This window comes from Amycolatopsis sp. TRM77291 (assembly GCF_054166285.1).
Map to the genome: position 1 here is coordinate 7,236,698 of NZ_JBSZHF010000001.1, position 20,862 is coordinate 7,257,559.

The 20,862-nt window shown below is 68.6% G+C and carries 20 protein-coding genes; 13 read left to right on the top strand and 7 right to left on the bottom strand.

The features are described from left to right. Nucleotides 1-116: 116 nt before the first annotated feature. Nucleotides 117-698, top strand: coding sequence for a YqgE/AlgH family protein (locus ACXIZN_RS33735; protein ID WP_007032276.1), 582 nt, complete (start codon nt 117-119; stop codon nt 696-698). Here ACXIZN_RS33735 and ACXIZN_RS33740 read toward each other — a convergent pair. Further along, nucleotides 695-1,117: an SdpI family protein gene (locus ACXIZN_RS33740; protein WP_126734731.1), complete on the bottom strand. Its 423-nt coding sequence runs from the start codon at nt 1,115-1,117 to the stop codon at nt 695-697. The two genes, ACXIZN_RS33735 and ACXIZN_RS33740, sit on opposite strands and share 4 nt — an antisense overlap. A gap of 65 nt (nt 1,118-1,182) precedes the next feature. On the opposite strand from ACXIZN_RS33740, the gene ACXIZN_RS33745 reads away from it, so the two are divergent. The 3 genes from ACXIZN_RS33745 (at nt 1,183) to ACXIZN_RS33755 (ending at nt 6,179) form a co-directional block, all read left to right on the top strand. Further along, a complete protein-coding gene (locus ACXIZN_RS33745; protein WP_457959011.1) occupies nt 1,183-2,334 on the top strand; it encodes an esterase-like activity of phytase family protein in 1,152 nt (383 codons plus the stop codon). 170 nt (nt 2,335-2,504) lie between these two features. Next, the gene (gene leuS / locus ACXIZN_RS33750) at nt 2,505-5,351 is read left to right on the top strand and encodes a leucine--tRNA ligase (RefSeq protein ID WP_457959012.1); all 2,847 of its coding nucleotides are present in this window, start codon (nt 2,505-2,507) and stop codon (nt 5,349-5,351) included. Nucleotides 5,352-5,441: 90 nt separating this feature from the next. Further along, nucleotides 5,442-6,179: an SDR family oxidoreductase gene (locus ACXIZN_RS33755; protein WP_457959013.1), complete on the top strand. Its 738-nt coding sequence runs from the start codon at nt 5,442-5,444 to the stop codon at nt 6,177-6,179. On the opposite strand, the gene ACXIZN_RS33760 is transcribed toward ACXIZN_RS33755, so the two are convergent. Both ACXIZN_RS33760 and ACXIZN_RS33765 read right to left on the bottom strand, forming a co-directional pair. Continuing rightward, nucleotides 6,180-6,899 (bottom strand): TetR/AcrR family transcriptional regulator, encoded by a 720-nt coding sequence (locus tag ACXIZN_RS33760; RefSeq protein ID WP_457959014.1) that lies wholly within the window; start codon nt 6,897-6,899, stop codon nt 6,180-6,182. 29 nt (nt 6,900-6,928) lie between these two features. Next, a complete protein-coding gene (locus ACXIZN_RS33765; protein WP_457959015.1) occupies nt 6,929-7,300 on the bottom strand; it encodes a hypothetical protein in 372 nt (123 codons plus the stop codon). A gap of 190 nt (nt 7,301-7,490) precedes the next feature. Here ACXIZN_RS33765 and ACXIZN_RS33770 point away from each other — a divergent pair, with 190 nt between their 5' ends. The 8 genes from ACXIZN_RS33770 to ACXIZN_RS33805 all read left to right on the top strand — a co-directional run bounded on the left by ACXIZN_RS33770 (nt 7,491) and on the right by ACXIZN_RS33805 (nt 16,049). Then, complete coding sequence (locus tag ACXIZN_RS33770; protein ID WP_457959016.1) at nt 7,491-8,039, top strand: YbaB/EbfC family nucleoid-associated protein; 549 nt, start codon at nt 7,491-7,493, stop codon at nt 8,037-8,039. 164 nt (nt 8,040-8,203) lie between these two features. Then, the gene (locus tag ACXIZN_RS33775; protein ID WP_457959017.1) at nt 8,204-8,512 is read left to right on the top strand and encodes a type VII secretion target; all 309 of its coding nucleotides are present in this window, start codon (nt 8,204-8,206) and stop codon (nt 8,510-8,512) included. A 9-nt stretch (nt 8,513-8,521) separates the two neighbouring features. Next, nucleotides 8,522-9,652 (top strand): WXG100 family type VII secretion target, encoded by a 1,131-nt coding sequence (locus tag ACXIZN_RS33780; RefSeq protein WP_457959019.1) that lies wholly within the window; start codon nt 8,522-8,524, stop codon nt 9,650-9,652. A gap of 30 nt (nt 9,653-9,682) precedes the next feature. Next, nucleotides 9,683-11,281: a DUF6346 domain-containing protein gene (locus ACXIZN_RS33785; protein ID WP_457959020.1), complete on the top strand. Its 1,599-nt coding sequence runs from the start codon at nt 9,683-9,685 to the stop codon at nt 11,279-11,281. After that, a complete protein-coding gene (locus ACXIZN_RS33790) occupies nt 11,278-11,544 on the top strand; it encodes a hypothetical protein (RefSeq protein WP_457959021.1) in 267 nt (88 codons plus the stop codon). The genes ACXIZN_RS33785 and ACXIZN_RS33790 overlap by 4 nt, the downstream gene beginning before the upstream one ends. A gap of 433 nt (nt 11,545-11,977) precedes the next feature. Next, nucleotides 11,978-12,838, top strand: coding sequence for a ribokinase (locus ACXIZN_RS33795; RefSeq protein WP_457959022.1), 861 nt, complete (start codon nt 11,978-11,980; stop codon nt 12,836-12,838). 68 nt (nt 12,839-12,906) lie between these two features. After that, complete coding sequence (ptsP, locus tag ACXIZN_RS33800; RefSeq protein WP_457959023.1) at nt 12,907-14,541, top strand: phosphoenolpyruvate--protein phosphotransferase; 1,635 nt, start codon at nt 12,907-12,909, stop codon at nt 14,539-14,541. A 104-nt stretch (nt 14,542-14,645) separates the two neighbouring features. Then, nucleotides 14,646-16,049 carry an MFS transporter gene (locus ACXIZN_RS33805; RefSeq protein WP_457959024.1) on the top strand — a complete coding sequence of 468 codons (1,404 nt, stop codon included), beginning with the start codon at nt 14,646-14,648 and terminating at the stop codon, nt 16,047-16,049. On the opposite strand, the gene ACXIZN_RS33810 is transcribed toward ACXIZN_RS33805, so the two are convergent. Further along, nucleotides 16,046-16,708 carry a DUF1707 SHOCT-like domain-containing protein gene (locus ACXIZN_RS33810; protein WP_457959025.1) on the bottom strand — a complete coding sequence of 221 codons (663 nt, stop codon included), beginning with the start codon at nt 16,706-16,708 and terminating at the stop codon, nt 16,046-16,048. The genes ACXIZN_RS33805 and ACXIZN_RS33810 overlap by 4 nt on opposite strands. A gap of 84 nt (nt 16,709-16,792) precedes the next feature. Here ACXIZN_RS33810 and ACXIZN_RS33815 point away from each other — a divergent pair, with 84 nt between their 5' ends. After that, nucleotides 16,793-17,824 carry a hypothetical protein gene (locus ACXIZN_RS33815; protein WP_457959026.1) on the top strand — a complete coding sequence of 344 codons (1,032 nt, stop codon included), beginning with the start codon at nt 16,793-16,795 and terminating at the stop codon, nt 17,822-17,824. Between the two features lies 1 nt (nt 17,825). Here ACXIZN_RS33815 and ACXIZN_RS33820 read toward each other — a convergent pair whose 3' ends face one another. From ACXIZN_RS33820 to ACXIZN_RS33830, 3 genes are read right to left on the bottom strand one after another with little or no spacing between them, the layout of a single operon-like run. After that, nucleotides 17,826-18,485: a response regulator gene (locus ACXIZN_RS33820; protein ID WP_126734717.1), complete on the bottom strand. Its 660-nt coding sequence runs from the start codon at nt 18,483-18,485 to the stop codon at nt 17,826-17,828. Continuing rightward, entirely contained in the window at nt 18,482-19,648 is a 1,167-nt protein-coding gene (gene macS / locus ACXIZN_RS33825; protein ID WP_457959027.1) for a MacS family sensor histidine kinase, read from the bottom strand. Before macS ends, ACXIZN_RS33820 begins: the two co-directional genes overlap by 4 nt. Then, nucleotides 19,645-20,841 (bottom strand): AI-2E family transporter, encoded by a 1,197-nt coding sequence (locus tag ACXIZN_RS33830; RefSeq protein WP_457959028.1) that lies wholly within the window; start codon nt 20,839-20,841, stop codon nt 19,645-19,647. Before ACXIZN_RS33830 ends, macS begins: the two co-directional genes overlap by 4 nt. Nucleotides 20,842-20,862 lie beyond the last annotated feature (21 nt).

Below are 20,862 nucleotides of genomic sequence, written 5' to 3' on the forward strand. Positions count from 1 at the left end.
GCGGTTCTTCAGTGAGCCCGGGGGACACGGAAAGCGCACCGACCGTTGTGTCCAACGGTGCTCGTGATGCTGTTGTTCCCAGAGCCGGACGATTTGTCTCCGCTCGAAGTGGGATCATGGCGGACGTGCCAGCGGACGCCGAGGTCGAACCGGGAACGCTCCTGGTCGCCGCCCCCACGATGTTCGATCCCAACTTCAGGCGGACCGTCGTGTTCGTCATCGATCACCGGGACGAGGGAACGCTCGGCGTCGTGCTCAACCGGCCGAGTGACGTCCCGGTGTACGACGTGCTCCCCAACTGGGGCGGGCACGTCGCCGAACCGCAGTCGGTGTTCGTCGGCGGTCCGGTCGAGAAGAAGACCGCGTTGTGCCTGGCCGCGCTGCGGACCGGCGAGACGGCGTCGAGCGTGCCCGGCGTGATCGCCGTCCGCGGCCCGGTCGCGCTGGTCGACCTCGACACCGATCCCGAGATCCTGGTGCCGAAGGTCCGCGGCGTGCGGGTCTTCGCCGGCTACGCGGGCTGGGACTCCGGCCAGCTGGCGAACGAGATCGAACGCGACGACTGGGTGATCGTCCCGGCGCTGCCCAGCGACGTCCTCGCTTCGCCGCACCATGACCTCTGGGGTCAGGTGCTGCGTCGTCAGGGCATCCCGCTGGCGCTGCTGGCCACCCATCCGGGAGACCTCCAGCGCAATTAGGCGGTGGCGGTGTCGGCCTTCTTGAAGACGCCGCAGGTGCCGCAAGCGCAGCCACTGCAGCCGGCGGGCCGCTCCGGCTCGGGCTCCGGCACCGTCGCGGCGGCGCGGTTGCCGAGCACTCCCCCGGCCGCGACCAGCGCGATCATCCCGATCACGCCCACGAACGAGGCCAGCAGCAGCCCGAACGTCGTCGGCATGACCAGCGCGGCGATCCCCGCGAGCACGGCGATCACGCCGCCCGCCAGCGTCGGGACCCCGGCGACCTTGTTGCCGAGCCGGAAGGCGTCCTCACTGCGCATCGTGGCGGCGGTGCGCACGCCGGCGCCGCGGTCACGCGGCAGCTTCTCGCGCAGGCCGAGGAACCCACCCCAGCCGACGAGGACACCCAGCACGATCGGGACCAGCGCTATGACGAACACTCCACGAGGATAAGCGTGACGTCCCGGCAACCTGCCGGATACCCTGATCGACTGTGCTACAGGCCATGTCACGCCGAGTTCTAGCCACTGCCCTGATCGGGGCCGTCCCTCTCACCCTGATGGCCGCACCGGCCGCCGAAGCGGGTCACCGTCCGCTTCGCTTGATCGGGGAACAGATCGTCCCGAACGCCCTGCCCTACGAGGGCACGGTCGTCGGCGGCCTGTCCAGCATCGATTTCGACCCCCGCACCGGCGAATACGCGCTGATTTGCGACGACCGGTCCGCCCTCAACCCGGCGCGGTTCTACACAGCGAAGTTCTCCCTCGACGCCAAGGGACTCGGCCCGGTCACCTTCACCGGCACCAAGCCGCTCCTGCGTCCCGATGGCACGCCGTACCCGCCGCTCGCGAAGAACGACCCCGCGCAGCCGCCGAACATGCAGACCATCGACCCCGAAGAGCTGCGTGTCGACCCGTGGACCGGTCAGTACCTCTGGTCGCAGGAGGGCGAGCGGTCGGCCGCGGCCCGGATCGATCCGTCGATCCGCGAGGCGAAGCGCGACGGCGCCTACGTCCGTGACCTGCCGATTCCCGCCAACGAGAAGATGACCGAGACGACCGGGCCGAGGCAGAACCTCGCCCTCGAAGGCCTCACCTTCGCGGGCTTCGGGTCGCTGGTCGCCAGCTCGGCCGAGGGGCCGCTGCTGCAGGACGGCCCGGAGGCGAACACCGCGTCGGGCGCCCTTTCCCGGATCACCCTCCAGTCGCGGTTCGGGCCGGTCCTCGCGCAGTACGCGTACCCGCAGGAGAAGGTCTTCGCGTCGCCGAACCCGCCCGGCGGGTTCGCGACCACGGGCATCTCGTCGCTGCTGGCCGTCGACCAGGCCGATCCGACGCGCTACCTGGTGATGGAGCGTTCGTTCGTCACCGGCGTCGGCAACAAGGTCCGTATCTACGAGATCGACACCAAGGGCGCCACGACCATCCTGAAAACGCCCTCGCTGGCCGACGCGAAGAAGGTCAAGCCGGTCAAGAAGCGCCTGCTCGCGGACCTCGCGGACTTCAAATTGTCCACTGTGGACAACGTCGAGGGGATGACCTGGGGGCCGCGCCTCCCGAACGGCGAGCGCAGCCTGGTGCTGGTCAGCGACAACAACTTCTCCGCGACGCAGGTGACCCAGTTCATCGCTCTGGCGGTCCCCTCGGAACGCCTTTGACCAGCGGGTTAGACTGGACCCATGAACACGGCTCGGCTGCTCCTTAGCCTGCCGCGCTGAACTCGGCCCCACGGCCGGGACCAGCGCGGCGACCCCTCATGCCCTCCGGGCTGAGGGGTCGAGTTGTTTCTGGAGTGGCTTGACGTGGATGAGCACGGAGGATTTCGGCGATGAACCAGGCGAGCGAAGGCGCCGACTCGGCCCCTCAGCACCGCTACACCGCGGAGCTGGCGGGCCAGATCGAGCAGCGCTGGCAGGACTACTGGTCCGACCACGGCACCTACCACGCACCGAACCCGGTGGGCCCGCTCGCGGACGAGAGCGGAGAGGTCCCGTCGGACAAGCTGTTCGTCCAGGACATGTTCCCGTACCCGTCGGGCGCCGGCCTGCACGTCGGGCACCCGCTGGGCTTCATCGCGACCGACGTCTTCGCGCGGTATCACCGCATGATCGGCCGCAACGTGCTGCACACGATGGGCTTCGACGCCTTCGGTCTGCCGGCGGAGCAGTACGCGGTGCAGACGGGGCAGCACCCGCGCAAGACGACCGAAGAGAACATGGAGACCTATCTGCGCCAGATCCGGCGCCTGGGCCTGGGTCACGACGAGCGTCGCCGGATTTCGACGATCGATCCGGACTACTACAAGTGGACCCAGTGGATCTTCCTGCAGATCTACAACTCCTGGTACGACGAGAAGGCGGGCAAGGCCCGGCCGATCGTCGAGCTGGAGACCGAGTACGCGCAGGACAAGCGTCGCACTCCCGACGGCCGCAACTGGTGCGAGCTGACCCGCGCCGAGCAGCTGAAGATCATCGACTCGCATCGCCTGGTCTACCTGTCCGAGGCGCCGGTGAACTGGTGCCCCGGCCTGGGCACGGTGCTGTCGAACGAAGAGGTCACCTCCGAGGGCCGTAGTGAGCGCGGCAACTTCCCGGTCTTCCGCCGCAATCTGCGGCAGTGGATGATGCGGATCACCGCGTACGCCGACCGGCTGGTCGACGACCTGGACCTGCTGGACTGGCCCGAGAAGGTCAAGTCCATGCAGCGCAACTGGATCGGCCGCTCGCACGGTGCGCGTGTGTCGTTCGAGGCCGGCGAGCAGCGCATCGAGGTCTTCACCACCCGCCCCGACACCCTGTTCGGCGCCACGTACCTGGTGGTCGCGCCCGAGCACCCGCTGGTCGACGAGCTGACCGCCGCCACCTGGCCGGAAGGCGTCGACGCCCGCTGGACCGGTGACGCGGCGACGCCCGCCGAAGCGATCGCCGCCTACCGTGCGGCGGCGGCGCGGAAGTCCGAATTGGACCGTCAGGAGAGCAAGGAGAAGACCGGCGTCTTCACCGGCTCCTACGCGGTGAATCCGGCCGACGGCAAGGAGATCCCGGTCTTCGTCGCCGACTACGTCCTGATGGGCTACGGCACCGGCGCGATCATGGCGGTCCCCGGCCAGGACACCCGTGACTGGGAGTTCGCCGAGAAGTTCGGCCTGGAGATCATCCGTACCGTCCAGCCGTCGGACGGCTTCGACGGCAAGGCGTTCACCGGCGACGGGCCCGCGATCAATTCGGGGTTCCTGGACGGCATGGGCGTCGACGAGGCCAAGAAGACGATGATCGGCTGGCTGGAGGAGCACGGCCACGGCCGCGGCACCGTCCAGTACAAGCTGCGCGATTGGCTGTTCTCGCGCCAGCGCTACTGGGGCGAGCCGTTCCCCGTCGTCTACGACGAGGACGGCCAGGTCCACCCGCTGCCGGACAGCATGCTGCCGGTCGAACTGCCCGACGTCGCCGACTACTCGCCGGTGACGTTCGATCCGGAGGACAAGGACAGCACGCCGTCCTCGCCGCTGGCGCGCGCGACCGACTGGGTCGAGGTCGAACTGGACCTGGGGCAGGGCAAGAAGACCTACCGCCGCGACATCAACACGATGCCGAACTGGGCGGGTTCCTGCTGGTACCAGCTGCGGTACCTGGACCCGACCAACCCGGACGTGTTCGTCGCGCCGGAGAACGAGTCCTATTGGGTCGGCCCGCGTCCCGCCGAACACGGCGTCGACGACCCCGGCGGCACGGACCTGTACGTCGGTGGTGTCGAGCACGCGGTGCTGCACCTGCTGTACTCGCGGTTCTGGCACAAGGTGCTGTTCGACCTGGGCCACGTGTCGTCCCAGGAGCCGTACCGGAAGCTGTTCAACCAGGGCTATGTCCAGGCCTACGCCTACACGGACGCGCGCGGTGTCTATGTCCAGGCCGACCAGGTCGAGGAGCGGGACGGCAAGTTCTTCTTCGGCGGCGAAGAGGTCAAGCAGGAATACGGCAAGATGGGCAAGAGCCTGAAGAATGTCGTGACGCCTGACCAGATGGCCGCCGACTACGGTGCCGACACCTTCCGCTTCTACGAGATGTCGATGGGCCCCCTGGACGTCTCGCGGCCGTGGGCGACCAAGGACGTCGTGGGCGCGCAGCGGTTCCTGCAGCGGCTGTGGCGCCTGGTCGTCGACGAGGAGACCGGTGAGCTGCGAGTGTCCAATGTGGACGTCACGGACGAGGATCGCAAGCAGCTGCACAAGACGGTCGCCGGGGTCCGCGAGGACTACGCGGAGATGCGGTTCAACACCGCCGGCGCGAAGCTGATCGAGCTGAACAACTACGTCACCAAGACCTACGGTTCGGCCGAGGCCACGCCGCGCGAACTGGTGGAGCCGCTGGTGCTGATGCTGGCGCCGCTGGCCCCGCACCTGGCCGAGGAGCTGTGGAAGCGGCTGGGCCACGCGGATTCCCTGGTGCACGGGCCGTTCCCGGTCGTCGACGAGAAGTACCTGGTCGAGGACTCCGTGGAGTATCCGATCCAGGTCAACGGCAAGGTGCGCTCGCGGGTCACCGTGCCCGCCGACGCGGGCAAGGACGCCGTGCAGGCGGCCGCGCTGGCCGACGAGAAGGTCGCCGCGCTGGTCGGCGACGGCACGCCGCGCAAGGTGATCGTCGTGCCCGGACGGTTGGTCAACATCGTGCTGTAACGCCGTGGCCGATAGCCGCCAGCGTCGAGGGTCATGAGGCGATTCGATGGAGTTGTTCAAGGACAACGAAATCGAACGGAGAACACTTTCATGACCCTCGACGGCAAGGTGGCTTTGGTGACCGGCGGCAGCCGCGGGATCGGTGCCGCCACGGCGATCCGGCTCGCCGAGGACGGCGCCGACGTCGCACTCACCTACCAGAACAACGCCGAACTCGCGGCAGGTGTCGTGGACAAGATCAAGGCGCTCGGCCGTCGCGCGCTGGCGATCCAGGCCGACAGCGCCGACGCCGCGGCCGTGGTTTCCGCGGTCGACACGGCGGTCGCCGAGTTCGGCAGGCTCGACGTGCTGGTCAACAACGGGGGTGTCGGCTTCGTCGGCCCGCTGGACCAGACGAGCCTGGAGGACATCGACCGCGTGCTCGCGATCAACGTCCGCGGTGTCTACGTGGCCACGCAGGCCGCGGCCCGGCACCTCGGCGACGGCGGGCGCGTGATCAGCATCGGCAGCTGCGTCTCGGACCGGGTGCCCGGCCCCGGGATGTCGCTGTACGCGGTGAGCAAGACCGCGCTGCTGGGCATGACCAAGGGCCTCGCCAGGGAACTGGGGCCGCGCGGCATCACCGTGAACATCGTCCACCCCGGTCCGACCGACACCGACATGAACCCGGCCGACGGCCCGTACGCCGCCGACCAGCGGAGCCTGACGGCGTTCGACCGCTACGGCTCCCCGTCGGAGGTCGCCGCGACCGTGTCGTTCCTGGCGCGGCCGGAAAGCAAGTACGTGACCGGTTCGACCGTCTCGGTCGATGGCGGGCACGCGGCGTAGCTAGTCGGTGGACAGGCCGATCTCGCGCGCGAGGTCGGCCAGCATCGCCTCGAAGAGGACGTCCGGTTTCGAGAACGGGATCGGATAGTTGCCGAAGACCTCGAGCGTGACGTGCCCGTAGAGCCGGGCCCAGAACTGGATCATCAGGTACGTCACGCCGAGGTCGAGCTTTTCGAGCGGGAACGTCGCCCCGGACTCCTTCAGCACGGCGAGCAGTTCCTCTTGGAAGGACGTGAGATCGTCTCGCAGCTCGGCCGGGACCACGTCGTTCGACGGCGTCACCAGATCGTGTGTCGCGAGCACCTGCCCCGCCGCCGCCAGGAAGATCCGCCCGAACGGCTCGTCCAGCCTGCTCAACGTGTCGTCGCCCGCGGGCGACGCGAAGACCAGCGTGAACTCTTTGGTGTGCGCGAGCGCCCAGCGCCGGAATCCCTTGCAGATGGCGAAAAGCCGCAGCGCGCCCTCGTCCGGCAACTGCGCGATGTCCTCGGCGAGCCCGGCCGCCAGATCCGCGACGACGTCCGCGCGCAGATGCTCGACCAGGTCGTCACGGGAACCGTAGTAGCGGTACAGCGCCGGCGCCGTGATGCCGAGCTCGCGCGCGATCGCCCGCAGGGTCACGGCCTCCGGGCCCTGCTCGACCAGGAGCGCCCGCGCCGTCCGGCGGATGTCCTGATCGGTCGCCGCCCGCTCGCGGCCCCTGCGGCTGGGGTTGGTCATCCGGGCATTCTAGGTGGTCAGTACGGGGATTACGCCAAAAGGCGAGCCTGAAGCCTCGTGAGCGGCCGGAGCGCGAGGAAGATCGGAACGGCCATCCCGGCGGCGATGAGGAAGTGCACGATCCACGCTCCCGCCAGCGTCGGCCCGCCCCAAGTGCCCTCGGGGTCGCTCCCCGTCCAGAAGAGCCCGTAGGTCGCGATGCGCCCGACGAGGTAGAACAGCAGCAACGCGAGCAGGAACGCGACCGCGCTCGGACCGAAGGCCGCCACGAACCGCGGCCGCGCCCCGCCCTCCTGTCCGAGCCAGCGCCGCGCGAGCCCGCGCTGGACCTTCGCGCCACCGAGATACCCCGGCAGCACGAGAAGCGCGTAGATCGCGCGTTTCCAGTCCGAAATCGTCATATCCGACACGCTAGGGTGCCCTGACCTGCGGAAACATGGGGTAAGCCGTCGAATCGGGTAGGGAAAACCGGAGGTCGCTGTGGTGATCCACACGACCGGGCCGTGGATATGCGCCAAACGTTCCCCGATGTCAGACGGGTATGCCACACTCGGTCGCCGAACGGCTACGACGTGAACAGGGGAGGTTCGCGTGTCGAACCCTGAGCAGCTCTTCGCTGATTTCGAGGCCAAGCTGGCCGACGCCCAGCGAAAGGCGAATCAGATGCGCACCGAGATCGAAAGCGTCTCGGTGTCCGAACGCAGCAAGGACGGCCAGATCTCGGTCAAGGTCAACCACGCGGGGAACCTCGTCGGCCTGGAGATCGGCCCGTCCGTACGGGACAACCCCGCGCTCGCGCAGGAGATCCTCCGCGTCGTCCAGAGCGCGCAGAGCAAACTCGCCGGCGCGATGCAGACCGGCGTGCCGTCCATCGCGGGCACCGAGACCATGAACGAGCTGGTCAACCAGCTGCACAACGAATACCCGGAACCCGAACCGACGGGCTACGTCGAGGGCGGCCACCAGGAGGCGGACGAGGACGACCGCTTCGTCGCCGAAGACGAGCTCGACGCGCCTCCTCCCCCTCCCGCTCCGAAGCCGCCCGCCCCTCCAGCTCCACCCACGCCACCGCGCGCCGCGCGCCGGCAGCAGACGGACCACGAGGACGACTACTTCACCGGCGGCGACTTCCTGCGCTGAGCGGGTTCTTGAGGGAGGNCCCTCCCGCTCCGAAGCCGCCCGCCCCTCCAGCTCCACCCACGCCACCGCGCGCCGCGCGCCGGCAGCAGACGGACCACGAGGACGACTACTTCACCGGCGGCGACTTCCTGCGCTGAGCGGGTTCTTGAGGGAGGGAAACCACGATGACCGGTTCGACCGGACCAGGATTCGACGTCGATCCGTCCGCACTCGAGACGCATCGAGGGAAACTCGACGCGCTCACGGGGCGGATCAACACAGCCTTGGACGCCGCCGAGCAGACGATGCATCCCGAGGCGTTCGGAATCATCGGTATGTCGCTCGCCATCTCGTTCTCCATGGCGCAATCCGTCGCGGAAGACGCCGTCAGGACGGCCGCGACGAGCGCTGACGACCACGCCGACCGGGTCAAGGTGTGGCAGCAGCGTAAGGAAATAACCGAGGACGAGTACAAGAAACTTTTCAAGGTATAGGGCCGCCCGATGACTGAAAACCCTGTTGCAGCGAACCCCGCCCCGAAGGCGCCGAATCGGCTGGTCGCCACGGACGGCGCGGCGAAGGAAAGCCCGCTCGAAGGCGCGGGCTTGGTGCAAGACTTCGGCGACGCCTTTCTCAAGGCGAAGGCCGGGAATTGGGGTGAGGGACTGGCCAATCTGGCGATTGGTGGCGTGTCTCTCGCTTCCGATTATTCCGACCCCCTCGGCGCCTTGGCCAAAGCGGGTATCGGCTGGGTGATCGAGCACGTCAGTTTCCTGCGAGAGCCGCTGGACTGGCTGACAGGTGACCAAGTCACGCTGGAAAACCTCGGCGGTACCTGGGGCAACATCGGCGACGAGCTGTCGAAAGTCGCTGATGAACTGCGCCAGGATGTCGCCAGGGACTCTGCGACCTGGACCGGGACCGCCGCTGACGCCTACCGGGCGTTCGCGAACGATCGCGCCGATCTCTACGAATCGGTCGCCACCGGGGCGCAGGGGATCTCGGTCATGATCGCGATGTGCAAGTCGATTCTCGCGGTGGTGCGTAGCCTCGTGCGAGATCTGATCTCCGAATGTGTTTGGAAGCTCATCTGGATCGTCTGTCGGTACCCGGGTCCCGCGATGCCTGCCGGTCTGGCCGCCGAAGGCGTTCCCATGGCGATCCGTTGGGCGACCAAGATCATGGACAAGGTCAAGCAATTGACCAAGGCTTTCGGAAACGCGTCAGGTCTCGTCAAGAAGCTCGGCGAGATGTTCGGAGAGGCGAAGCGGCTTCTTCAGGGTGTGAACGTCAAGGACGTCGCGAAGAATTTCGGAAACGATGTCTCAGGACTCGCTAAGACCTTGGGTGATGACATCGCCAATCTCGCCGCGTACGGCAAGACCGGCGCGAAGGACATCGCCAAGGACGTCGGCGACGCGGTGAAGGAAGAGGTCAAGAAGGTTCCCGGTGCTGTCACCAAGGAAGTGGTGAAGGAGTCAAGTAAGAAAGCCGGTGAAGCCGGCGACAAACTTGTTTCAGGCGATGATGACAAGAAGGACGGCGCAGTCGGTACCCGGCCTGCCGGATCGACCGTACAACCGGTCTTCGACCAGCCCGCCGGACAACGGATTTCAGGATCGTTGGAGGGCTGATCCCGGAGGTCGGCCGACAGAAGGAAAATCATGACGACGGTCGCGAAATCAGTGGCCACTGCTGTCGCCGCGTGGGCCTTGCTGGCTCTATTCGTCATCGGCATGATGACGTTGTTCCGGATCGCCAGCCTTCCGGCCACCGTTTCCGGCTCCGATCTTACGGGGGCAGACGGCACCGCAACTGTGGTCGAGTGTGCGGAGTTCGGCCCGATCTCGGCTCGGGGAGCGGGTTATTACTGGAAGTGTGCCGCCGATGTACAGGCTGGCCCTGACAGACCGTCGAAGAGAGTTCAGTTCGGCCCTGACGAGCTGACCCCAGCCGATCTGGGGCAGCCGGTGTTCGTCGACTACGCCAGCCGTGACTGGCAGCGGAATGTTTCCCATCCCTACGACTTCCTTGCTGTGGCAGGTGTGGTCGCCGCGGGTGGGCTGGGCTTCATCGGGTACGCCAGCGGCCCGGAGAATCTCCTGAGGTTGCTGGTCCCGTCATTGCGTCGCGGCAAGAGCGCGAGCCGGACCCCGGCCGAGCCGGACTCGCTGGACTTGCCGGTCGACCTGAAGCTGCCGGTACCTGACGGAGGAGATCGGACCGGATCCTTCGCGGCATTCGCCTTCTTTGCCGCGACAGGGATCGGATTCCTAGTGGCGGCGGCAACCATGATCGTGGCGACAGCGCGGCTGAGGCCCGATGACATAGCTACCTACCTGGTCGCGCTTCCGTTCGTGGTGCCGGGTGTCGGGTTGCTTGTGGTGATCCCCTCGGCGCGGCGTCGGCTTCGTGTCGCGTCAGGAGCGCCGCTGATTCCGGCACGGTTGACTCAGCGAGGGTTCGAACAGACCGCACGTGACGGGACACCGCGTCGAATCCACTGGTCGAAGATCAAGCGCTTCATCTTCGTGGAACGTCCTGGAGACCTGGTCGAGGTTCATCTCGTCCTCACGGACGAAAAGGCGGAAGAAGGCCTGGCCGAGTCTTCCCGTGCTCGGTCCGACCACGGGTACCTCCTCACGCCCTTGCTGTCGCTTCGGGAAGCCGAGCGTCTGTCAGCCGTGGTCGAGAACTTCAAACCGGGTTTGACTCGTTGGCCGACGAGAGAGGTGAGCCGGGGCGGGCTCGGCCTGCTCAGGCCGAGCAAGAGCACGGTCGTCAGGCTGAAGAACGCCACTTCGGGAGTTTCGGCGGAGCGGCGAATCTCGGCGAGCCGCCCCTCGTTCATCCGGCTGATGGCGTTGCTGCTGGGGACGACGCTGCTGATCTGGTCGATGGTGGTCGCCGCGTCGGGCCGGGTAGCGATGGATCTGTTCGTGATCACGGCCGTCGTGCTCGTCTATCTCGCTGCTTCCTTGTATCGCGGTGACCGCGGGACTTTCGTGCTTCGGAAAGACTCCTTGAGTTGGCAGCAAAGAGATCTACCCGAAGTAAAAGTCGTATACGCGGACATCGACAACATCGTGGTGAAGCCTGTTCCCCGGGGCAACGGCCGCTGGTATTACAGCGTTCACGTCGTGCCGAGCGAAGGCGACGAGTATTTGCTCGCGGAGCGGGTGGGAGCGGCTGCGGCGAAACGCCTCGTGAATCTGGTCCAGCCACGACCGGTGGAGACGGCGGCGTCGGGGAACCGTTCGTGAGTGGACTCGAGGCCGAAGAGAACTCACGCCGGACGATCGGAATGACCGGGTATGAAGCAGCTCCCCCAGTCACCCGCAAATCCCCTTGGAAGGTGGCGGGTGTCGCGGTCGGCGTGTTCCGCTATGCGCTGGTCTGCTGGACTCTGCTCGCCCGCGGGATGGTGTCCCACGGCGAGGAGGGAACGAGCAAGTTCGTCGACATGGCGACGGCGAAGTCCTGCGAGGCGACAGGGCCACTGAGCATCGCCGGGATCGGCTCCTGAGGCGTTCAGCGAGGCCGCGTTCGCCGAGATCCGGGCCGCGATGACGATGATCCGGCCGGACAGGCTGAGCGAGTATCGGGGAATTCCGCGGAACACAGCCGCGGGGCTGAACAAGGGCGCCCGTCGAAGCCGGGGCGCCGCCGGCGCCGATCACTCGGGGGGCTACGTGATCGACGCCGGCGACCCGATGCCCTCTTCCCGGCACCGGCCGGGATCGGGGCAACGTCACCGCTTGGAAGCGGCAACGCATCTCAAGAGCGGGCGTGATCGCCGAAGTGACGCCCGGGGGAAGGTTATCCCCCGAAAGAGTGACGGCGTTCCGCTGCTCGCCTGATTGTCGCACTACCTGCCGAGAAAGTTACAAAGTTCTTCACATCTTCGCCCGGAGAAGGGCCATGACCGGACAACTGCTGGTCATGGCATCGTTTCCTCCATGACTTCTCAGGTGCTGGTCATCGGGTCCGCCAATGCCGATCTCGTCGTCCCGGTCGACCGGCGGCCGGGTGGTGGCGAAACCGTACTGGGCGGCGACACGGCCTTGTCACCGGGTGGCAAAGGCGCCAACACCGCGGTCGCCGCGGCCAGGCTCGGCGCCGACGTCGCGCTGCTCGGGGCGGTCGGCGACGATCCGTACGGCGAGCTGCTCAAGCGGTCGCTGGCCGAGTCCGGGGTGAACACGGACTCACTGCGCACGAGCGAGCGTCCGACGGGGATCGCGTACATCACGGTCACACCCGACGGAGAGAACTCGATCCTCGTCTCGCCCGGCGCGAATTCCAGCCTGCGGCCCGAGGACGTCGACCTTGACGGCGCCGAGGTCGTCGTGTTGTCGCTGGAGATCCCGCTCGAAACCGTCGAGCACGCCGTCGCGAAGGCCGTCGAAAGCGGCGTGAAGACCTTGCTGAACCTGTCGCCGGCGGCCGAGCTTTCCGCGAAGACGCTCCACGGGCTCGACGTGCTGCTGGTCAACGAGCACGAGGCGGCCTTCCTTCTCGGTGGCGAGGCGGACTTCCCGAAGCTGCTCGACCTCGGTCCGAAAGCCGCCGTGGTGACGCTCGGCGCGAAGGGGGCGGCGGTGGTGACCGCGGACGGGGTGACGGAGCTGCCGTCGCCGAAGGTCGAGGCCGTCGACACGACGGGTGCCGGTGACGCCTTCGCCGGGGCGCTCGCCACCTCGCTCGCGAAGGGCGACGAGCTGGCCGACGCGGCGCGCAAGGCGGTGAAGGTGGCGGCGATCACCGTGACCCGCCAGGGCGCTCAGCCCTCGTATCCGACGGCGTCCGAACTGGAATGATGTCCCCTTCTGTGTTCTGCTGGTGGCTATGAGCCAGGTCACGCCGCCTATGAGATATGGTCTAGACCATGCCGTCTGAGTCACTGTCCGGGGTCGCCGTCAGTCCCGGCCGCGCGAGCGGTCCTGTCGTCCGGGTCGCCGAGCCGCTCGGCGAACCCGCGAGCACGCCGGCACCGGCCGACCCCGCCGCCGAGGCCGCCCGGATCGCCCCGGCCGCGCAGATCGTGGCCGGCAGGCTCGAGAAGCTCGCCGAGACGGCTACCGGTGAGGCCGCGACGATCCTCATCACCACCGCGGCGATGGCGGCCGACCCGGCGCTCGTCTCCTCGGCGGAGCAACTCGTCAAGGACCAGAACCTGCCCGCGCCGCGTGCGGTGTACCAGGCGGCGGGCAAGTTCGCCGACGCGCTCGCGGCCGCGGGCGGCTACATGGCCGAGCGGGCCCGCGACGTCCTCGACGTGCGAGACCGGCTCATCGCCGAACTGCTCGGCATCGCGCCTCCCGGCGTTCCGGACCTGGACTCGCCGAGCGTGCTCGTCGCCCGCGACCTCGCGCCCGCCGACACCGCGGGCCTCGACCCGGACAAGGTGCTCGCGCTCGTCACCGAAGAGGGCGGCCCCACCAGCCACACCGCGATCCTCGCCCGCGCGCTCGGCATTCCCGCCGTCGTCGCGGTCCGCGGCCTCCTCGCGCTCGACGCGCAAGCGCTTGCGGTGGACGGTGACACCGGGGTTGTCGAGGTCGCGGACCCGGCCGCCGAGATCATCACGGCCACCAAGACCGGCGCGATCGAATGGGACGGCACCGGCGCGACCTCAGACGGCCACCGGGTGAAGGTGCTCGGCAACGTCGGTTCCGCCACCGACGCCCAGGCCGCCGCCGAGGCGGGCGCGGAAGGCGTCGGTCTCTTCCGCACCGAGTTCTGCTATCTCGACGCCTCCGCCGAGCCTAGCGTCGAAGAGCAGCGCAAGGCCTACACCGCCGTGCTCACGCCGTTCCGAGGCAAGCCGGTCGTCGTCCGCACTCTCGACGCGGGCGCCGACAAGCCGCTCGCGTTCCTGGAGCCCGAGGACGAGCCCAACCCGACACTCGGTGTACGCGGGCTTCGCGTCGCTTTCGACCGGCCGGAGATCCTCGACCGCCAGCTCGAGGCCATCGCGGGTGCCGCGCAGGACTCCGGAGCCGAGGTTTCGGTGATGGCCCCGATGGTCGCCACCGCCGACGAGGCCGCCTGGTTCGCCGAGCGCGCCCGCGCCGCCGGAATCGCCCGCGTGGGCGTGATGATCGAGATCCCGGCCGCCGCGCTGACCGCCCGCGAGATCCTCGACGCGGTCGACTTCGTCTCCGTCGGCACCAACGACCTCGCGCAGTACACCTTCGCCGCGGATCGCCAGCTCGGCGCGGTCGCCAAACTCAACGACCCCTGGCAGCCCGGGCTGCTGCGCCTGCTGAAGGTCATCGGCCAGGCCGCGAAGGACACCGGCAAGCCCGCCGGTGTCTGCGGTGAGGCCGCCGCCGACCCGAGGCTCGCGCTGGTGCTGGCCGGGCTCGGCCTCACCAGCCTGTCGATGAACGCGCCGGCCGTGCGCGCTGTCGGCGCGAGCTTGGCGGCGACGACGCTGGCCGAATGCGAGGCATTGGCCGAGGCCGTCTTGGCCACCGCGGACCCGGTCGCCGCGAGGCAGGCCGCCGCCAAGCGGTAGCAAAGGTCCCCCGCTCCCCGAACCGGGATCGGGGGGCATGTCGAAATCCGGTCCACCGCTTCGACGCCTAGGTGAAGACACCGAAGCGACGAAAGGACCGGACCATGACGACCACCATGACCCCGACGCGGGCTGGACGCCGGGAATGGGTCGGGCTGGCCGTGCTGGCCCTCCCCACCTTCCTGGTCTCCCTCGACGTCTTCGTGTTGATCCTCGCGTTGCCGAAGCTCAGCCAGAGTCTCGGCGCCGACAGCACTCAGCAGCTGTGGATCATGGACGTCTACGGCTTCATGATCGCCGGGTTCATGGTCACCATGGGCACCCTCGGCGACCGCATCGGACGCCGGAAACTGCTGCTCATCGGTGCCACGGCGTTCGGAGCGGCCTCGGTGCTCGCCGCGTTCTCGACGAGCGCGCTGATGCTCATCGCCGCCCGCGCGCTGCTCGGGATCGCCGGTGCGACGCTGGCGCCGTCGACGCTCGCCCTGATCAGCAACCTGTTCACCGACAGCCGCCAGCGTTCCCTCGCGATCGGCATCTGGGCGGGCTGCTTCACCGTGGGCGCGATCGTCGGGCCGATGGTCGGCGGCGTGATGCTGGAGCACTTCTGGTGGGGTTCGGTGTTCCTGCTCGGCGTCCCGGCGATGGTCCTGCTGCTCGTGGTCGGCCCGAAGCTGCTGCCCGAGTACCGCAACGAGAACGCGGGCCGCCTCGACCTCGCGAGCGTCGCGCTTTCGCTGGTCACGATCCTGCCCGCGGTCTACGGCATCAAGGAACTCGCCCGCGAGGGTGTGCACGTGGTCCCGGTGGCCGCGCTCCTGATCGGGCTCGGCTTCGGCGTGGTGTTCGTGCGGCGCCAGCGAATCCTCCAGGACCCGCTGATCGACCTGACGCTGTTCCGCGGCCGTGCGTTCTCCACGGCGTTGGGCGGGATGTGCGCGTTCTCCATGCTCGGCGGCACGACCATGCTCTTCGTCGCGCAGTTCTTCCAGATCGTGCTGGAGCTTTCGCCGGTCGGTGCCGCGCTGGCGTTGCTGCCGGGCATGCTCGCCTCGACCGTCAGCTTCCTCGGCGCGCCGATCCTGGCCCGCCGAATCCGTCCCGCGACGCTGATCGCCACCGGCCTGGCCGGCGCGATCGCCGGATTCCTGCTGCTGACGCAGGTCGAGGCGGGCGCCGGTCCGGTGATCCCGTCGATCGCCTTCGCCATCACCTGCCTGTGCGGCGGCCCGCTGATCACCCTGGGCACGGATCTGGTCGTCGGGTCCGTGCCGCCGGAGAAGGCCGGTTCGGCGGCCTCGCTTTCGCAGACCGGCAACGAGTTCGGCTACGCGCTGGGCATCGCGACCGTCGGGACGCTGGGCAACGCGGTCACGCAGTCACGCCTCGCCGACGCGGTCCCCGCGCACGACGCGTTCGCCAGCGGGATGCACGCGGTGTCCGGGCTGGCCGCGGTGGTGCTGGCCGCGGTCGCGTACTTCGTGCTCCGGCACCTGCGCCAGATCTAGCCGAAGAAACCCCGCCGCGGGTACTTGATGATCAGCGACCCCCCGTGCACGCGCCCGGTGATGACGAACCGGGGCGTGCCGGGGCGGCCGTTCGATCGCGTCCGGTCATCGAGGTTGCCGAACTTGATGTCGGTGATCGAGTTGGTGTCGACGGCGCCGTTCTCGGGGATGGTGATCTCCACCGGACCCCATTTGGCCTGAAGTTCGATGTGCACCACCGGGTGCCGGATCTCGGCCTGGGAGAAGTCCAGTTTCGTGGCGCCGTACTTGTTCCGGATCACCATCGACTCGGGGACCAGCCAGTTCCCGTTGCGCTGCAACGCCGAGTACTTGCCGTTGAGCTCCATGACCTGCCCGGACGCCTGCGCGTACGCGTGCTGAGCGGGCGGCGCCCACGGGTTCTGCTGCTGCCGCGGCACCATCCCCGCCTCGGGGTGCACCAGGCCGGGCAGATCCGTGAGCACCGCGTTCAGCTCACCGCGGGTCTTCGAGGCGAGGGCGCGGTCGGTCCGCTCGGTGAACTCGTCGAGGTTCAGCATCCCGAGGCCGATCGCCTTCTGGAGCACCTCGACGACGTGTTCGCGCTCCGCGTCGGAGACCCGGATGTCCCGCCCGGTCAACGGCTTGGTCTCGGTCGTCGACTGCTCTTCCTCGCCCATGCCAGGAATGGTAGAACCGATTCTCACGCGCGAGATCGGGGAAATACCCTGAACAGACCCGCATTTCTTCCCTGTGCCGCCCTGATGGCGGCCGTCCTCCTGCTGGCCGGATGCACCCTGGAGGAAAGACCTCCGACCTTCCCGCCACCACCGACGACCCCGCCACCGTCGAAACTCGACGGCGTTCCGGTGGACTACAGCGGTTTCCGGCTCGTCATGACGACGTCGCCGCCGTCGGTGCTCGATCCCGCCACCGGCGCCACCACCCCGCTTCCCGGCGCTCCGGGCGGAGACCGGGTCAACGACGTCCTCCGCGTCGGCAAGTTCCCGGTCGTGCTGTCGGCCGCTCGTTGCGGCCCGTCGTGCCTGGAGCCGTCCGAAGTGCTCGTCTACGGCGACCCCAAGAACCAGCCGTGGAAGCTGGGCAAGGCCCGAAGCGTGGCCCCGTCGGCCGACGAGAGCGGGGTCTGGCTGATCCGCGACGAAGGCAACGACCTCTGCCGTCTCCAGTACGTCTCCCTGCTCGGCGCGGAACGCGATCGCGGCCGTCCGGCGAGCTGCACGACAGCCGTGCGCCAGGAGGTGCCGAAGGGGCTGCTGATCACGGTGAACAGCGGGACCGCGAGCGCCGAGGACGTGCTGATCGATCCCGCCACCGGCCGCGCCGTGCACCAGTTCCCCCGGGTGCTGGCGATCACCAAGGAGCGGATGCTGCTGGCCGAGCTGACCGAGTTCTCCGTGCTCGACCTGCGGAACGATCAGCGCACGCCGGTCCGGTGGCCGGTGGCCAACGGCAAACCGGGCCAGGTGGTGCCGAGTCGCGACGGCTACAAGGTCGCCGTGCTGTTCGGCGACCCCGCCTGGGCGGGCACGGCGACGCAGACGGCCGACGTCTGGGTGCTCGCCCTCGACACGCTGACCTGGACGCACGCGCCCGCGATGCCGATCGCGACCGAACTCAAGCGGGTCGCGATCGAGTGGACCGAGAGCGACGACCTGGTGATCGCGGCCGACGTCGTCGCGAACTGGCGCCTCGACCGGCCACAGTGGACGATCGTCAAGACCCCGCTGCCCGCCGAGCGGAACCAGCGGGTGGTGGCGATCGCCCAGGGGTGAGCTACTCCTCGTCCAGCCCGTGCTCGATGGCGTACCTGGCGAGCTCGACGCGGTTGTGCAGCTGGAGTTTCCGCAGCGTCGACTGGACGTGGTTCTCCACCGTCCGATGCGACAGCACGAGCTTCTCGGCGATCTGCCGCGCCGTCATCCCCTTCGCGACCAGGCGCAGGACGTCGGTCTCGCGTTCGGTCAGCCGCGGCGGCGCGGGCCCGTCGTCCGGCGCGTCGGCCATGCGGCGGTACTCGCCGAGCACGAGCCCGGCGAGTCCGGCGGTGAACACCGGGTCACCCGCGGCGGTCCGCTTGACCGCGTCCACCAGTTCGCTCGCCGAAGCCGATTTCACCAGGTACCCGGACGCCCCGGCCTTGACCGCCTCGAGGACGTCGCTGTGCTCGCCGCTCGCGGACAGCACCAGCACCTTGGTCGACGGCAGTTCCGAGGTGATCTCTCGGGTGGCGTCGACACCCGAGGTCTCGCCGAGGTTGAGGTCCATCAGGACGACGTCCGGCCGGACCGTACGCGCGATCCGCACCGCGGCGGGCGCGTCCGGCGCGGTGGCCCGCACGTCGAATCCGTGCTCGGCCAGGTCGCGCGCGACCCCGTCCCGCCACATCGGATGATCGTCGACCACCATCACCGAGACCCGAGCCTCACCGGTCATCGCTTTCCCCTCGCCGCGACTGGAACCTTGACTTCCCATTCCGTGCCCTGGCCGGGCGCGGTGTCCAGGGCGGTACTTCCGCCCAGATCCCGCACGCGTCCCTTGATGGACTCCGCGATACCTAGATGTCCCTCGGCCGCCGCTCGTTCCAAGACGCCGGGCGCGATTCCCGGGCCGTCGTCGCGGACGCTGACGACGACCTCGGTGCCGAGGTCCTCCAGCAGCACCCAGGCGTGCGCGTCTTCGCCCGCGTGCTTCTCGACGTTCGACAGCGCCTCGCGCGCCACGGCAACCAGCTCCGAGGTCACGTGCTCGGGCAGCTGGACCTCGCCCGCGGGCGTCGAGACCTGCACCGACGGCGTCGCGAGCAGCTGCAGCGCGGCACGGAGGTCGGTGGTCCCGTTCTCGCTCGGATGCGTCGGCTCGGTGGTGACCAGCGCGCGCAGCGCGATCTCCTGCTCACCGGCGAGTTTCGCCAGCTCGGCGGCCTCCCCGCCGAATTCGGCGCCGCGTTTGCGCACCCGCGCGAGCACCTGGAGGACGCTGTCGTGGATCGAGCGGGCGAGCCGCTCCCGTTCGGCCGTCGCGGCTTCCATGCGCAACGCCCTGGTCAGCGCGTCGGCCGACCGGCGGGCCATGGTCGCGGCGAGGCCGATCACGAACCCGCTCGCGGTCAGCAGGAAGCCGTCCCGCGCGACGTCGACGTCGAACCGCCAGCGCACCAGCCCGGTGACCACCGAGACCACCAGCCCGGCGAGCACCCCGCCGACCGCGCCGAACCGGGTGCCGGCGGCCGCGGGCGGGACCGCCGCCCACACCGTCGTGATGAGCGGGACGTTGGCGTCGAACTGCGCGGTGGTCAGGATCCACGCCGACGTGAACATGAGGGCGACGGTGAGCACGAGATCGACACCAACCAGCCACGGCCAGCGGCTCGACGGCCGCGCGTAGAACACGCTGCTGACGATCGTCCACACCGTCATCAGGCCGAACGACGTCCACGCCAGCCACTTGTTCGCGTAGCCGTCGTAATGGACGACGAACGAGCCGAGCGCGAAGAGCAGCGTCGTCACGCGGAGCACGATCACGCCGCGCCACAGCGGAGTGGCCGGGTCCCGCGTGCCGAGCGCCGAGACCGCGCGCCAGAGCGGGGTCTCGGTCATGACTTGGCTTCGGACTCTTCCCCGGAATCGTTCGGTTGCGCCGCCTGATCCCGCAGGACGTCGATCTCGGCCGGATCGGGATCGTGTTCGTGCAGCAGCGAGCGGATCCCCGCGTTGAGCACCGCGAGCAGCGGCACCGAGAGCAACGCGCCGGCGATCCCGGCGGCGACGAGACCGGCGGTGATCGCGAGCACCACGGCGAGCGGGTGCAGCTTCACCGCGCGGCCGAGCAGGATCGGCTGCAGCACGTGGCTTTCCAGCTGCATGACGCCGATGACGATGGCCAGCACGATCAGCGCGCCGACGATGCCCTTCGTCACCAGCGCGATCAGCACCGCGACCGCGCCCGCGATCACGGCGCCGATGATCGGGATGAAGGCGCCGAGGAACACCAGCGTCGCCAGCGGGATCACCAGCGGCACGCCGACGATCGCCAGCCCGATGCCGATGCCGACCGCGTCGACCACGGCCACCGCGGCCGTCGCGCGCACGTAGCTGACCAGCGACGCGAAGCCGCGCCGCCCGGCGACGTCGACCCGGTTCCGCACGCGGCCCGGCACGCCGCGGACCAGGAACTTCCAGATCTGGTCGCCGCCGGAGAGGAAGAAGATGAGGATGAACAGCGTCAGGATGAAACCGGTGACGATCTCGCCGACCGTGCCCGCGGTGGTGAGCGCGGTCGTGGTGATCGAGGCCTGGTTGTTCTGCAGGAAGCTGATCGCCTGGTTGATGAACTCCTGGATCTGCTCCTGGCGCAGGTGCAGCGGCCCGTCGATGAGCCAGACCTTGATCTGGTTGAGGCTCTCCGTCAGCTGCTTCTGCAGTTCGGGCAGGCCGGAGGAGAACTGCGCGACGACGAACGTCAGCAGCCCGCCGAGGACCGCGAGCCCGGCGATCAGCACTATCCCGGCCGCGAGCCCGCGCGGGAATCTCAGCATCATCAGCTTGGAGACCGCCGGCGCGAGCAGCGCGGCGAGCAGCAGCGCGATCGACAACGGGATCACGACCACCGACAGATAGCCGATGAGGAACACGATGACGTAGAGCGCGGCGATCACCACGATGAAGCGCCACGACAACGCCGCGCCGATCCGCAGGCCGCGGGGCACGAGGTTGGTGACGTCTTCGGTGGATTCGGAGAGGAACGGGTTCGCCGGGTCGAATTCCGGCTGTTTGCGCTGGGGCTCGCTCACGCGCTCACCGTATCGGTCCGG

Bases quoted from the DNA above. Each gene is read 5' to 3' on its own strand.
- ACXIZN_RS33735 (WP_007032276.1), top strand. From the start codon at position 117: ATGGCGGACGTGCCAGCGGACGCCGAGGTCGAACCGGGAACGCTCCTG.
- ACXIZN_RS33745 (WP_457959011.1), top strand. From the start codon at position 1,183: ATGTCACGCCGAGTTCTAGCCACTGCCCTGATCGGGGCCGTCCCTCTC.
- leuS (WP_457959012.1), top strand. From the start codon at position 2,505: ATGAACCAGGCGAGCGAAGGCGCCGACTCGGCCCCTCAGCACCGCTAC.
- ACXIZN_RS33755 (WP_457959013.1), top strand. From the start codon at position 5,442: ATGACCCTCGACGGCAAGGTGGCTTTGGTGACCGGCGGCAGCCGCGGG.
- ACXIZN_RS33760 (WP_457959014.1), bottom strand. From the start codon at position 6,899: ATGACCAACCCCAGCCGCAGGGGCCGCGAGCGGGCGGCGACCGATCAG.
- ACXIZN_RS33765 (WP_457959015.1), bottom strand. From the start codon at position 7,300: ATGACGATTTCGGACTGGAAACGCGCGATCTACGCGCTTCTCGTGCTG.
- ACXIZN_RS33775 (WP_457959017.1), top strand. From the start codon at position 8,204: ATGACCGGTTCGACCGGACCAGGATTCGACGTCGATCCGTCCGCACTC.
- ACXIZN_RS33780 (WP_457959019.1), top strand. From the start codon at position 8,522: ATGACTGAAAACCCTGTTGCAGCGAACCCCGCCCCGAAGGCGCCGAAT.
- ACXIZN_RS33785 (WP_457959020.1), top strand. From the start codon at position 9,683: ATGACGACGGTCGCGAAATCAGTGGCCACTGCTGTCGCCGCGTGGGCC.
- ACXIZN_RS33795 (WP_457959022.1), top strand. From the start codon at position 11,978: ATGACTTCTCAGGTGCTGGTCATCGGGTCCGCCAATGCCGATCTCGTC.
- ptsP (WP_457959023.1), top strand. From the start codon at position 12,907: ATGCCGTCTGAGTCACTGTCCGGGGTCGCCGTCAGTCCCGGCCGCGCG.
- ACXIZN_RS33805 (WP_457959024.1), top strand. From the start codon at position 14,646: ATGACGACCACCATGACCCCGACGCGGGCTGGACGCCGGGAATGGGTC.
- ACXIZN_RS33810 (WP_457959025.1), bottom strand. From the start codon at position 16,708: ATGGGCGAGGAAGAGCAGTCGACGACCGAGACCAAGCCGTTGACCGGG.
- ACXIZN_RS33815 (WP_457959026.1), top strand. From the start codon at position 16,793: ATGGCGGCCGTCCTCCTGCTGGCCGGATGCACCCTGGAGGAAAGACCT.
- ACXIZN_RS33820 (WP_126734717.1), bottom strand. From the start codon at position 18,485: ATGACCGGTGAGGCTCGGGTCTCGGTGATGGTGGTCGACGATCATCCG.
- macS (WP_457959027.1), bottom strand. From the start codon at position 19,648: ATGACCGAGACCCCGCTCTGGCGCGCGGTCTCGGCGCTCGGCACGCGG.